At 40.0% G+C, this 14059-nt stretch carries 14 protein-coding genes; 5 read left to right on the forward strand and 9 right to left on the reverse strand.

The window, feature by feature from the left end; translation table 11 throughout:
- Nucleotides 1-168 precede the first annotated feature (168 nt).
- From Q0093_RS00520 to secG, 4 genes are read left to right on the forward strand one after another with little or no spacing between them, the layout of a single operon-like run.
- On the forward strand, nt 169-1392 hold the full coding sequence (locus Q0093_RS00520; protein ID WP_297928227.1) for a sigma 54-interacting transcriptional regulator: 1224 nt from the start codon (nt 169-171) through the stop codon (nt 1390-1392).
- 9 nt (nt 1393-1401) lie between these two features.
- Nucleotides 1402-1899, forward strand: coding sequence for an LptE family protein (locus tag Q0093_RS00525; RefSeq protein ID WP_009319578.1), 498 nt, complete (start codon nt 1402-1404; stop codon nt 1897-1899).
- Nucleotides 1900-1901: 2 nt separating this feature from the next.
- A complete protein-coding gene (locus Q0093_RS00530; protein WP_297928003.1) occupies nt 1902-2654 on the forward strand; it encodes a tetratricopeptide repeat protein in 753 nt (250 codons plus the stop codon).
- Between the two features lies 1 nt (nt 2655).
- Nucleotides 2656-3009, forward strand: a complete 354-nt coding sequence (gene secG, locus Q0093_RS00535) for a preprotein translocase subunit SecG (RefSeq protein ID WP_297928005.1) — start codon at nt 2656-2658, stop codon at nt 3007-3009.
- Between the two features lie 56 nt (nt 3010-3065).
- Here secG and Q0093_RS00540 read toward each other — a convergent pair whose 3' ends face one another.
- Nucleotides 3066-4022 carry a FimB/Mfa2 family fimbrial subunit gene (locus Q0093_RS00540; protein ID WP_297928007.1) on the reverse strand — a complete coding sequence of 319 codons (957 nt, stop codon included), beginning with the start codon at nt 4020-4022 and terminating at the stop codon, nt 3066-3068.
- A 177-nt stretch (nt 4023-4199) separates the two neighbouring features.
- On the opposite strand from Q0093_RS00540, the gene Q0093_RS00545 reads away from it, so the two are divergent.
- Nucleotides 4200-5516: a Na+/H+ antiporter NhaC family protein gene (locus tag Q0093_RS00545; RefSeq protein WP_297928009.1), complete on the forward strand. Its 1317-nt coding sequence runs from the start codon at nt 4200-4202 to the stop codon at nt 5514-5516.
- Here Q0093_RS00545 and Q0093_RS00550 read toward each other — a convergent pair.
- The 8 genes from Q0093_RS00550 to Q0093_RS00585 form a co-directional block, all read right to left on the reverse strand.
- Nucleotides 5507-6535 carry an AMP-binding protein gene (locus Q0093_RS00550; RefSeq protein ID WP_297928011.1) on the reverse strand — a complete coding sequence of 343 codons (1029 nt, stop codon included), beginning with the start codon at nt 6533-6535 and terminating at the stop codon, nt 5507-5509. The genes Q0093_RS00545 and Q0093_RS00550 overlap by 10 nt on opposite strands.
- Nucleotides 6526-7572 (reverse strand): o-succinylbenzoate synthase, encoded by a 1047-nt coding sequence (locus Q0093_RS00555; protein WP_297928013.1) that lies wholly within the window; start codon nt 7570-7572, stop codon nt 6526-6528. The genes Q0093_RS00550 and Q0093_RS00555 overlap by 10 nt, the downstream gene beginning before the upstream one ends.
- 10 nt (nt 7573-7582) lie before the next feature.
- Complete coding sequence (gene menB / locus Q0093_RS00560) at nt 7583-8407, reverse strand: 1,4-dihydroxy-2-naphthoyl-CoA synthase (RefSeq protein WP_297928015.1); 825 nt, start codon at nt 8405-8407, stop codon at nt 7583-7585.
- 21 nt (nt 8408-8428) lie between these two features.
- Nucleotides 8429-10114, reverse strand: a complete 1686-nt coding sequence (menD, locus tag Q0093_RS00565; RefSeq protein ID WP_297928017.1) for a 2-succinyl-5-enolpyruvyl-6-hydroxy-3-cyclohexene-1-carboxylic-acid synthase — start codon at nt 10112-10114, stop codon at nt 8429-8431.
- A 56-nt stretch (nt 10115-10170) separates the two neighbouring features.
- Nucleotides 10171-11277, reverse strand: a complete 1107-nt coding sequence (locus Q0093_RS00570; RefSeq protein WP_297928018.1) for a chorismate-binding protein — start codon at nt 11275-11277, stop codon at nt 10171-10173.
- Between the two features lie 39 nt (nt 11278-11316).
- Nucleotides 11317-12621, reverse strand: coding sequence for a 30S ribosomal protein S12 methylthiotransferase RimO (gene rimO, locus Q0093_RS00575; RefSeq protein WP_297928020.1), 1305 nt, complete (start codon nt 12619-12621; stop codon nt 11317-11319).
- 114 nt (nt 12622-12735) lie between these two features.
- Nucleotides 12736-13692: a signal recognition particle-docking protein FtsY gene (gene ftsY, locus Q0093_RS00580; protein WP_297928022.1), complete on the reverse strand. Its 957-nt coding sequence runs from the start codon at nt 13690-13692 to the stop codon at nt 12736-12738.
- Nucleotides 13693-13904: 212 nt separating this feature from the next.
- Complete coding sequence (locus Q0093_RS00585; protein WP_009319566.1) at nt 13905-14057, reverse strand: DUF4295 domain-containing protein; 153 nt, start codon at nt 14055-14057, stop codon at nt 13905-13907.
- Nucleotides 14058-14059: the final 2 nt, after the last annotated feature.

A 14059-nucleotide genomic window follows, 5' to 3' on the forward strand; every position in this document is an offset into this window, starting at 1 on the left:
ATCAACAAAATATAAAGAATATATTTCCCATTTAGAAAAACGTCTAAAAAAATACAGAACATAAAGCGTTTATACAAATTTTAAATTACCGACCCGTTAAATATATCGCATACATTTGGCTTATAATCTCTCTTTTGCTACTTTTGCAATAGAGAATTAAGAAATATGATCGCACTCTCAGATATACAACAGGCCAAACAAAGATTCGGCATCATTGGAAATACACCGGGATTATTAAGAGCTGTCAGCCGAGCTTTACAAATTGCTCCGACCGATCTCTCCGTACTAATTACCGGAGAAAGCGGAACGGGAAAAGAATTCTTTCCTCAGATTATACATACAAACAGTCATCGTAAACATGGACGTTATATTGCGGTAAATTGCGGCGCTATACCTGAAGGAACTATCGACTCAGAGCTTTTCGGGCACGAAAAAGGTTCGTTTACCGGAGCTCTTGCCGACCGTAAAGGATACTTCGAAGAGGCTGATGGAGGAACGATATTTTTAGATGAAGTCGGAGAACTGCCTCTAACGACACAAGCACGTTTATTGAGAGTTTTGGAAAGCGGAGAGTTCATAAAAGTTGGTTCTTCCAAAGTTCAAAAAACCAATGTCCGTATCGTTGCTGCGACAAATGTCAATATGATTAAAGCGATCTCAGAAGGAAAATTCAGGGAAGATTTATTTTATCGATTAAATACCGTACCTATCGAATTGCCTCCGTTACGAGACAGAATGGATGATATACTTCTTCTGTTTAGAAAATTCTCAAATGATTTTGCTGAAAAATACCGGATGCCGGCGATACAACTGACCGATGATGCAAAAAATTTATTACTGACTTACCGATGGCCGGGGAACATCAGACAACTGAAAAACGTAACAGAACAAATATCCATCTTTGAGACTTCTCGTGAGGTATCAGCCGACATTATAAAGTCATATCTACCGTCATATAATGTAGAACGGTTACCGGTCGTAAGCGGTTCAGAAGGGAAAGACGGCTTTCTTTTCGGAAATGAACGAGAAATGTTATACCAGATTATCTTCGAAATGCGTAAAGAGATGAATGAACTGAAAAGCATTGTAGATAATCTGGCGGCATCTGAAAACGGACATGGGTTGAAAGTTTATACTCCGGAACACAATACAGCAATAACCCATCCGACCGTTCCCGCCGTCAAGACATTCCATATCGATAAAGAATCTACAGAAGATGTGCATGATGAAAGTGAGTTCGAAGAAACTTCTCTATCTCTGGAGGACGCAGAAAAAGAGATGATTCGGAAATCTTTGGAAAGGAATAACGGAAAACGGAAAAAAACCGCAGAAGAACTGAAAATATCGGAGCGTACACTTTACCGTAAAATTAAAGAATATAATTTGGAGTAAACCACACGAATGAAACGATTAACCATACTATTGCTGATCATATTGACCTCTTGTACCATATCTTACAAATTCAACGGAGCAGCTATCGATTATAATACGACAAAAACCATATCCGTAGCCGAGTTTCCGATCAGGGCAGCATTGGTATATCCCCCTCTCGGTCCTGCATTTAATGAAGCCTTGAAGGATATATATACACGACAAACCAGATTAAGTATGGTTAAAACCGGAGGAGATCTGCAAGTTGAAGGAGAAATTACGGGTTATGACCTGAGTCCTCAAGCTGTAACCGAAGATGCTTATGCATCACAAACAAGGCTGACCATCTCGGTAAAAGTAAGATATACTAATACGAAAAATCCTAATCTTAACGTTGATCAAACTTTTAGAGCTTATAGAGATTTTTCCAGTAGTCAGATGTTGACTCAAGTCCAAGATGAGTTGATCTCCCAAATTGTAGATGAATTAGCGGAACTAATATTTAACGCAACCGTAGGAAGTTGGTAATTATGTCGATAAACGGAGAAAAAATACGAAAAGAATTATCTGAAGGTGTTCCACAAATACCATTAGAAGACTTGCGTACATTACAATCCGATTATCCTTATTTTCAAGCCATTCGTTTTTTATATTTAAAAAGAGTACAAAAAGAAGAGCCGCTTCTTTACCCCGAAGCTCTTGAAAGAAATGCGATCTATTCAGGTGACCGCAAATCTCTATTTTTTTTATTGGAAGGTGCTCGCCAATCATGGACTTCTCTTTACCGACAAAATGTCGAATCAGAAAAGAGTAAGGAATCTTTTTCACTAATAGACTCTTTCTTGTCGGCACAAAATGAAAATTTTTCCGAAAATATCGAACAGCTTATCCTTCAAACAGGAGGAATACCAACAACAGATTATTTATCTCTCTCCAAAACTGAAAGCGGAAATGATACTTCAAATTCAAACGAATTGCAAAATATCGACCTGATAGATTCTTTCATTGAAAAATCGGAAAAAGGGAATCCTCTGATTACCGATATAGATGCCACAGCAAAACCGGAAAACACAAAAAATGTCCCCGAAACACCTCTAACCGAATCTACAGATGAAGCTTTCTTAACTGAAAGTCTGGCAAAAATATACATCAAGCAAAGAAGATATTCTAAAGCTTTGGAAATAATTAAAAAATTAAGTTTGAAATATCCAGAAAAAAATATTTACTTTGCAGACCAAATAAGATTTTTAGAAAAATTGATTATTAACATAAAAAGCGAATAAAATGTATTTGTTCATCACCATCTTAATTCTAATCGCATCAATATTCTTAATATTGATCGTATTGGTACAAAACTCCAAAGGAGGAGGTCTTGCATCAGGCTTCTCTTCAACTAATCAGATTATGGGAGTCCGAAAGACAACCGATTTTGTTGAAAAAGCAACTTGGACACTCGCCGGTACGGTCGTTATCTTAAGCATCGTAGCTTCAGCATTCTTACCCTCCGCCAATACCGGCAGTCACGGATCAGAAATTAAAGATGCTATAAAAAAGGAAATTCCTGCTACTGCACAACCCGGTTTTGAAACACAACAAACTACAGCACCTGCTGCAGCGCAACCGGATTCTGCAAAATAAGAAAAATAAAAATAAAACGGGCTGATTTTTTGTGAATCAGCCCGTTTTGTATAAAATCAACTCAAAGGCGGTAAGGTAATTGTTTCTTCTGTTTCTGTCCAATCATTCACTTCAAATCCCGAACCTTCGGTTGTCTCTGAAAATATTACATTCGAGACCATTATTATCGACAATTTTGTTCCCGGAGACAAAATCGAAGAGAGGTGTGTTTCATATTTTTTTGTTTCCCCATTTTTCAAATCAATTTCTACCCTAAAATAAGGAGGTACATCCGAAGGCAACACCATCGCCATTTTATTTTCTGCCTGCGTTCCAGAAATCACTAATGGGAACATCACTGTTTTCGTATAATTCTCATAATTCCCATTATATACATTTACTTTTTCCGCCAAATTTCCGACATACACTCTGACAGAATCAATAGAAGTAGCTAAAGAACTACCATCCTCATTTTTTAAAGTTACACTAATACCCGCCGTTTTTCGTTGTAGAGCAACAGCAATACTCTCATTTCCCAAATCAACCTGTTTTACTGCAAATACATAATCGTATATCGGATGACAAACCGTATCAGAAGGATACTCCCGTAACCCATAATACTGTTTACTCATATCGGTATTCAATGTAAGAGCAGGTTCTGTCGATGCAGGATTATCATACGTACCACCCGCTCCGGCAGAAGCAACTCCCCAATATAATAAAGTATAAACACCAATTGGTAAAATCATAGGACGAATATAATTCTGTATAGAACCGGAAGCAATAGTATATATAGGATTCAAGGACGTTAATTGTCCATTTTTATAGTTTCCATAATAATTAGGAGTACCGGACACACACGGATAAATATCCAAGATTCCGGAATATGGCGAATTCGTACTCAATTCGGTTACAAATAATTCCGGGCTTATCAGGTTACTAGATTTAGGAGTACTTTCATTAAGACACTCATCATCATTCGAACATCCTACGAAAAACAATAAGACAGAGAAAAAATAAAAAAACTTTTTCATATAAAAACAATTTATTAAATTAATATCACTCTTCAAGTAAATAGATCTTGTAATTCATAACAGAGAGGTACAACAAAAAGTTTAAAGAATCACATTAGGGATTTTTCAAATCCTTTTTACTACCCGAAACCAGATTATCAGTACATTTGTAGAATTATACAAATTAAAATTTCCTGAATGCAAAGATCAGTCAATTCTCCTTATCATATACATAAAACCAGAAAACCCAATTTCTGGGCACTCAGTCCTCTTTTTGTTTTTCTGGGCATATATCTCATTACCTCTCTTTTAGTAAACGATTTTTATAAAGTTCCTATCGCTGTGGCATTTCTCATATCTTCGGCTTTTGCCGTTATCATATCACGAGGAGGTAGCATAAATGAGCGCATAGCACATTTTTCATCAGGAGCAGCAAACGGAAATATCATACAAATGATCTGGATATTCATACTTGCCGGAGCATTTGCTCAATCCGCTAAATCGATGGGAGCGATCGATGCAACCGTAAATCTTACGCTTCAAATATTACCCGATAATCTTTTATTAGCAGGCATATTCATAGCTTCCTGTTTCATCTCACTTTCCATAGGAACATCTGTCGGAACGATCGTTGCTCTTGCCCCAGTTGCCGTAGGAATAGCAAATCAAACAGATACAGAATTACCTTACATGGTTGCCATCGTTGTCGGAGGAGCATTTTTCGGAGATAACCTCTCCTTCATATCAGACACGACAATCGCCGCGACAAAAACACAAGGATGTTTAATGAAAGATAAATTTAAAGTCAACAGCATGATTGTTGTTCCTGCAGCCTTTTGCGTATTGCTTTATTATATATTCGCCGGATTAAATATTCACTCACCGTCACATCTTACAGAGGTACAATGGGTAAAAGTCATTCCTTACCTGATTGTCTTAGGTAGTGCCGTCGCAGGGTTAAATGTCATGCTGGTTTTATTACTCGGAATCATCACATCTGGAGTTATAGGAATCACAACAAACGGTTTTGATTTTTTCGGTTGGTTCGGTGCTATGGGAACAGGTATAACAGGGATGGGAGAACTGATCATAATCACATTATTAGCCGGAGGTATGCTTGAAATGATACGCTTTAACGGAGGAATCGATTACATTATTGAAAAGCTGACCCGAAGAGTCAACTCAAAACGAGGTGCAGAGCTCAGTATCGCAGGATTAGTCAGCTTTGCAAATCTTTGCACGGCAAATAATACAATAGCCATTATTACTACCGGAGAAATAGCCCGTGACATAGCAAATCGATTTCATATAGATAAAAGAAAATCTGCCAGTATTTTAGACACTTTTTCCTGTTTAGTGCAAGGATTGATACCTTATGGAGCACAGATGCTGATAGCAGCTTCTCTTGCAAGTATCTCCCCGATTTCTATTATCCGATATCTCTATTATCCTATACTCATGGGTATTTTTGCTCTGGCAGCTATTTTATTTCGATATCCCCGTCGCTATTCCTGATTATCACGTATTATCTTTCCGGAATAGGTTTCACGAAAATTTGATACAAAACGTATTTCTTTAGGAATCTGATAAGAAGATAAGATAGATCTTACCTCTCTCATAAAAGAAACAATCTTTTCTTGCGTCCAATTCTGATCCTCGACCATAAGAACGGCTTTCTCGCCCAACCGTTCATCCGATACTCCGGTCACATAAAAACGTTTATCAGGTATCAATTCGGATATTCTCTTCTCGATCTCTTCAGGAAAAAGTTTTACCCCTCCCGAATTGATCACATTATCAAAGCGACCCAACCATTCAAAACTCGTTTTTCCCGAAAGTCTGACTATATCGTTCGTTACAAAAAATGCATTACTCAAATGCGGAGTATGAATGCAAAGACACCCCCTATCATCTTGTGAGAACGTAACATTTCCCAAAGCCGTATATCCGGAATAGAAGGTATTTAATTCACGCAAAGCGATATGCGAAACAGTTTCCGTCATACCATAAGTAGAAAAACACCGTATCGGAAACGCCGATAAAGCTGATTCTAAAGTCGGAGATACAGCAGCACCTCCGATAATCAATTGTTTTATATAAGAAATCTTATTCCGGGTTACCGGATCTGAAAGAGATTCTTTAACCTGCATAGGAACCATCGCTGCAAAATCCACAAAACGATTTATCTCTTTTAACGGAGAAGATGATGGTTTTACGACCAATAAATTCGCACCTGCAAGAAGGGCTCTTACAATCATCATTTTTCCTGCGATATAATTCGAAGACAGACAGAGTAAAAGAACCGAACCGGTATCTATTCCGAAAAACTCGTTCGTCAGGCGAGCCGAAGCCTCCATATCCGATTTCAATAAGTGAATTTTCTTAGGCGTTCCGGTCGATCCGGACGTATGTCCGACAACATATTCACGATCATCGAACCATTCGGTCAGAAATGAAATGACATCGACATTATCCTCTGTTTCGGAAATCTCATCGACATCTGAATAACATCTATCATTCAGTACTATTCCCATATTAACGGTGATAAATCCCAACTCAACGAAGGATCATACTGTATTGCAGAACCTTTTTGAACTAAAGGTGAAATAATATTATTCTTATATAATTGCCCGGTACCTAATCCCTGAGGAATAGAGAATTGAAGTGTTGCCGTCCACTGAGCAATGGCATTCAGCCCCACATTCGATTCTAAAGCAGAAGTTATCCACCATCCGATATTTCGTTTTTCGGCTTCATCGATCCATTCGGCAGATCCGCTCAAACCTCCGGCCAATGCAGGCTTTAAAATTATATACTGAGGATTTATTACATCCAACATCTGTTCTTTCAATTTCGGATCATTAATTCCGATCAACTCTTCATCCAAAGCAATCGGAATCGGTGTATTCCGGCATAAAGCCTCCATCTCCCTCCACTGCCCTTGCCGGATAGGTTGCTCGATAGAATGAATGTCATACCGAGACAGTCGATCCAATTTTGACATCGCTTCTGACGGTAAAAACGCACCGTTCGCATCCACCCGCAACTCAATTTCATCCTTTCCGTAACGTGAACGTATAGACTTCAACAACTCTAATTCCGAATCGAAATCTATCGCCCCGATTTTTAATTTGACACAACGAAATCCGGTAGCCAATTTTTCTTCGATGCGGCTATACATAGTCTCTTTATCACCCATCCAAATCAGTCCATTGATCTCGATCGATTGCTTACCCTCATAAAAAGCTCCCGGACAGATTTTACGTCTACCACCGTTTTTTAAATCGAGAAGAGCCGTTTCAACCCCAAAGCGGATCGAACTCCAATCTCTCAACGAAACCGTATCCAACGTATCGATCTGTCCACAAACTTCTTTCAATTTCTCTTCATATCCGGGACGATCATCCGCACTCAACCCTCGAAACAAGGCACACTCTCCAAGTCCGAATATCCAAGGGGTTTCATCATGCCATATACGGATAAACCAGGTTTCTTTCCGGGTTAAAACACCTCTTGAAGTACCTCCGGGCACTTTAAAATCAAGAATATACCGAGTATAAGCAGCTTTCATTTACTTCTTCTTATCCGGGGAATTTAGGAAATTTCTGAAAATCGGGATCTCTCTTTTCTAAAAAGGCATTTTTCCCTTCTTGCGCCTCTTCCATCAAATAATACATCAACGTCGCATCTCCGGCAAACTCCATAAGTCCACGCTGTCCGTCAAGTTCGGCATTCAACGCCCGTTTGATCATGCGTATCGCCATCGGGCTACGTTTTAATATAGTTTTGCACCAATCTACCGTTTCATCTTCAAGTCGTTCAAAAGGAACTACTTTATTAACCATACCCATCTCTTCAGCCTCTTTCGCTGTATATTGACGGCACAAGAACCAAATTTCTCGAGCTTTCTTCTGTCCGACACAACGTGCCAAGTAAGAAGATCCGAAACCGGCATCGAAACTGCCGACTTTAGGTCCGGTCTGCCCGAAACGTGCGTTTTCCGAAGCAATGGTCAAATCACAAACAACATGCAAAACATGACCGCCTCCGATCGCATAGCCGTTGACCATCGCAATTACAGGCTTAGGAATGGAACGTATCGCTTTGTGCAAATCAAGGACATTCAAACGGGGAACTCCGTCTTTATCAATATAACCGCCAATACCTTTTACTTTCTGGTCTCCTCCCGAACAAAATGCTTTATCTCCAGCTCCGGTAAACACCACAACTCCTATATCGCTCCGTTCTCGACAAATAGACATGGCATCCAGCATTTCAAAATTGGTTTGCGGACGAAATGCATTATATACTTCGGGACGATTGATCGTTATTTTCGCTATCCCTTCGAAAAATTCGAACTTAATATCTTCATACTCTTTTATAGTTTTCCATTCTCTTATTGCCATAATATTATTTACATTAATTATTTATCGCTTAAAATATCCTCTTAAAATCCGATCATTAACAGTTCGAGGAGTCTCTACCGACAAAATAGCAGGTTTGTCGGAAACACTAAAAAAAACAGAGAGGATTTTTCTCAATTCATCTTCAGAAGCTGCAACATAGTAATCGAACCCATGTAAACGGGCAAATCCTTCTACATCAACTTCCCGTACTGTCTCAAAGTATTCTTCCAACTCCGGCAGCTCAGACGGCCCTTGTATAAATCGGAATATTCCTCCTCCTCCATTTTTCATCACGATAATTTTGAGTGTAGGCGGAACATATCTGTTCCACAAGGCATTGGAATCATATAAAAAACCCATATCTCCGGTAATAAAGACCGTAGGTTCTTTCCTCACGCAAGCAGCCCCCACCGCTGTAGATGTCGCTCCGTCTATACCGCTTACCCCACGATTACAATCCGAGCGCTCTATTTGGTCATATTCAAACAATTGAGCATAACGTACAGGCGTACTGTTCGACAACTGCAATGCGCTTCCTCGCGGAATAGCTGGAAATATCAGAGAGAATGCCTTCAAATCACTCCATTCGACATTCACAAGATAACGCTCATGCCGATACGTAGCTTCTACCCTGCGATCTATCCATAAATCATGATAATCACTCTCCGAAGGATGTATGTAATCTATAATCCGAGAAAAGAAGTCAACGGGCTTCATTCGTATATGCCGGGTCATACACTGCATCGTATCTGCAACATGGATATTCTCATCCAGACTCCAATGCTCAGAAGGAGAATATTTTCTCAAAAACTGCTTTATCATGCGTGAAACAAGAGACCCACCAAAAGTAATCAACAAATCGGGTGAAAATTTCGATTTCTCTTCATCGGAGATCACCGATAAAACTCTGTCGATAGTCGGAACAGAATCGCTTATGCGCAAATTCGAGATTGTTTCGGTAAGGACAATCACTTGAGGAAATGATGACAATCGGTTTAACAACGATGATAATATCGAATCCGGTTTACCGAATGATGCCAAAATCATCACCTTTTTGCTTCGGGAGATTAATCCGGACAACTCTTTTACGATTTCTTCATTAAGACAAGTATTAATGTCCACAGATGTAATTACCCGCTCCGAACGGCTGTCGCGAACTTCTCGCAAACAATAAAGCGGTTCTCGTAAAGGAATATTAATATGCACAGGACCAGGTTTAGACAGAACAGCCAAATTAACAGCGTCATTGACCAAACGGTTCACCCACCAACGTTCATCATCACAGGTAATATCAGAAGGCAAGGAATAAGAAGCCTTTACGAACGGAGCAAACAAATTTTTCTGTCGTAGAGTCTGGCTGTCTTCCTGATCGATCCATTCTTCAGGCCGGTCGGCAGAGATGACGATTAAAGGAATATGCTGGTAATAGGCTTCGGCCACAGCAGGAGCATAGTTTAACAATGCTGTTCCTGAAGTACAAACCACAGCAACCGGATCTCCCGACTGTTGAGCTATTCCCATTGCCATAAAAGCCGCACTTCGCTCATCTAAAACGACAAATTTCTCAAACTCCTCACGACGGGCAAAAGAGACGATCAAAGGTGCATTTCGAGAACCGGGAGACAACACAACCCGTTTCACACCTTTAGCGACTAATAACTTTGCCAATATCGTACAACATTCTTTATCTGAATCCAACATATTCATTTATTCCGCATTTTATGCCAATCAGCTTACTCGACAAATCCGACATCTACCCTCTTTTACCTAATCTCTATTAAATCCAGTAAAGTACGGGATTTCATCTCTGTCTCGTTCCATTCCGCTTCAGCATCGGATAAGGCTGTTAAACCTCCTCCGACATACAACTCGACTCTATCCCTGAAAAGCTCCATACTTCGCAAATTTACAAATAAATCGAATTGTCCGTTGCCATAGGTCGGACCTAAATATCCGGCATAATACCGACGCTCCCTATTTTCTATTTCACGAATCAAAGTCAATGCTTTCTGTAACGGAAATCCCCCGACTGCAGGTGTAGGGTGCAACATTTTTATCAATCGAGCTATCTCGGCCGAAGACAATGTTTCTCTATCGATCATAAATGTGGTACATAGATGTGCGACATTCCCGGCCCGTAGAGGTTCAGGTCCGAATATCTTCGGATCTATTCCGGTTACATCTAAGAAGCAAGATCTTATATATTCGGTAACGATTTGCTGTTCATCACGCTCTTTCTCACCCCATTCGGAAAAATCAGATTTTCCTTTTGTTCCGGCCAACGACATCGTGCGAATATGGGTATCGGAACAGCTAAAAAAAGTTTCGGGAGTCGCTCCCATCCACAAAGTTTCTCCCGGAATAGAAACTAAAAATATAAAAGCTTCGGTATAAGCTTCACACAATCCGGCAAACCATTCCGTAACTCTTTTATGCGGATTACAGGAAACTGACTTCACCCTTGACAATACAGCCTTCCGAACTTCTCCGGATTTCAAGACCGAGATCATTCGATTTGCCTGTTTCATATAAACAGCTTTTCCAATTTCTCCGACCGGAACGGCATCCGATACATTTCTTTTAGATGCAGCTTTCAATATGTCCAAATCTCCGACCTTCGACAAATCGATGTCTTTCCGAAGAAAGCGTACGGGAGAGGTATTCGTTATATGAAACGGAGAAAATAAGAAACCTGATTTACTGAGGAAAACAGCAGAATCACGCTTTCCGTCAACTTCTCCCAAGATCTGCGCACCGAAACAGATATTTCTACTATTCGGCAAACGATACGAGAAAAACGGAATCCCTTTTTCCAGACATAACTGCTGGGCTTCTCTTATTTCAAAAACAGTCACTTTTCTACACATCATTATAAAAAAGCCTGAAGATATATTTTCAATACAGCAAATTTAAACAGGCCTTAAAACTTCTCCGAACAAATCAAATGCTTGGGCATCAATAATCCGAACGGTATAAAATTCTCCAGTAATCAACGGCTTTTCTTTTCCAATCAAGACTTCAGGATCGACTTCCGGCGAATCGAACTCTGTACGTCCGATATAATAATCCTCCTCTTCCCTATCGATAATCACTTTCATCTCCTCTCCTATCTTAGAAGCGTTTATTTCGGCTGCAATCTCTTCTTGTATAGCCATCAGTTCATCCAACCGTCTTTGTTTCACATCTTCCGGTATATCATCAGAATAGTGCTCTGCCGAGAAAGTACCCTCTTCTTCGGAATAGGCAAACGCCCCCATACGTTCAAACCTGACTTGCCGAACAAACTCTTTCAGTTCTTCAAAATCAGATTCTCCCTCTCCGGGATGTCCTACCATCAGAGTGGTGCGAATATGTATTCCGGGCACTTCTTCCCGAATGCGGGAAAGCAACTCATAGGTTTCTTTCTTAGTCACATGACGATGCATCGTCTGCAACATATTGTCGCTAATATGCTGCAACGCTATATCGAGATATTTGCAAACATTGGGGTGTTTGCGCATTACGGGTAACAGATCATACGGAAAACGCGCGGGATAAGCATAATGCAGCCGTATCCATTCCACTCCGGGAACAGATGCAATACGATCGACCAGCTCGGCAATACAAAATTTTTTGTAAATATCCATCCCGTAATAGGTAAGATCTTGAGCAATGATTTGAAATTCTTTTACGCCTTTCCGCACCAGCATCTCCACCTCTTCAACAATATCTTCCATAGAACGGGACTGATATCGTCCTGTTATGATAGGTATAGCACAATAAGAGCACATCCGGTTGCAACCCTCAGCTATTTTTATATATGCGTAATGGGGAGGCGTTGTCAATATGCGTTCCAAACGAAGGTCAGATATATATTCTTTTCCCAAATCATCCAGCAATTTATTCCAATCGAACTTTCCATAAAATTTATCAACTTCGGGAATCTCCCCAGCAAGTTCGGTCATGAAACGTTCGGACAAACAACCCATAACATAAAGCTTTTTGATTTTTTTCTTTGCTTTCGCTGCAACAAAGTTTAAAATCATATCGATCGATTCTTCCTTGGCATCGCCTATAAATCCGCAAGTATTGATCACCACAATCTCTCCCATCACTTTTTCAGCATCATGCCAGACTTCATATCCGGCAGCCTCGAACTGCCGCATAAGATGTTCCGAATCTACCAAATTTTTAGAGCAACCTAATGTTATTACATCAACTCTGTTCTTTACCATTTATCTTGTAATTAAAATAGATTTCCGACCCGCTTTGCACAGAAATCGCGCAAAGCGATATAGATCTTCTCTGCGCGATCCTGTTCAAGTAAAACATCGGAAATTTTACATATCTTATTCATCCCCGAAAAGGGAATCTACAAACTCTTTTCTATGAAATACCTGTAAGTCTTCCATTCCTTCTCCCAAACCGATATATTTAACAGGAGTTTTAAATTGATCGGATATTCCGATTACAACCCCGCCTTTTGCCGTACCGTCAAGTTTGGTAATCGCCAATGCATTTACTTCAGTTGCAGCAGTAAATTGTTTTGCTTGCTCAAAAGCATTCTGTCCGGTAGATCCGTCCAATACGAGTAATACTTCATGAGGCGCTCCCGGAATAACCTTGTCCATTACTTTCTTAATCTTGGAAAGTTCATTCATCAAACTGATTTTATTGTGCAAACGCCCCGCTGTATCGATAATCACGACATCCGCATCATTCGCTTTAGCCGAACTCAAAGTGTCAAAGGCAACAGAAGCCGGATCAGCACCCATTTTTTGTTTTACAACCGGAACACCGACACGTTCGCCCCAGATTACGAGCTGCTCTACCGCAGCCGCTCTGAAAGTATCGGCCGCTCCCAAATAAACCTTATTCCCGTTCTTTTTATACTGATAAGCCAATTTCCCGATCGTTGTCGTTTTTCCCACACCATTCACACCAACCACCATTATTACATAGGGACGCTTATTTTCCGGGACAGTAAATTCTCCCTCCGCTTCATTATCGTTCTCAGTCAGTAAAGCAGCAATCTCTTCGCGTAACATCCTTTTCAACTCCCCGGTAGAAACATATTTATCCCGTTCGACCCGCTTTTCGATCCGTTCGATAATACGCAAGGTCGTCTCTACTCCGACATCCGATGTGATAAGCACCTCTTCCAGATCATCCAAGATATCGTCATCGACTTTCGATTTTCCCGCTACGACACGGGCAAGTTTCGAAAATACCCCTTCTTTGGTTTTGGAAAGACCTTTATCAAGTGTCTCCTTTTTTTCTTTAGAAAAGAAACCGAATAATCCCATATCTATTTTTTATCATTGATTACAATTGCAATTATATCTTCCAAACTCTCTGCTTTCCCAGCCATCGGTTATCGGATAAATGAAGATTTCGAGGTACTTTCCAGCATATCACACGATCTTCAAAGCACAAAATTACAAAATAAAGCGACAAAAAAAAACTTCCTTACAGAATTGTAAGGAAGCTCTTTATATTAAGTATCCGATATTCTCAATTATTTAGCGAGCACTTCATTTACTTTTTCGTTAGGAACCATTTCTTCCTGGAAAATATAAGCTCCTGTCTTCGGTGATTTTACCATTTTAATCACCTTTGAATAAGTACGTCCATCACCTTTCTGAAGAGACGCAACGGTTTTCTTTGCCATAG

It is taken from the genome of uncultured Coprobacter sp. (assembly GCF_947855755.1).
Classification (GTDB): Bacteria; Bacteroidota; Bacteroidia; order Bacteroidales; family Coprobacteraceae; genus Coprobacter.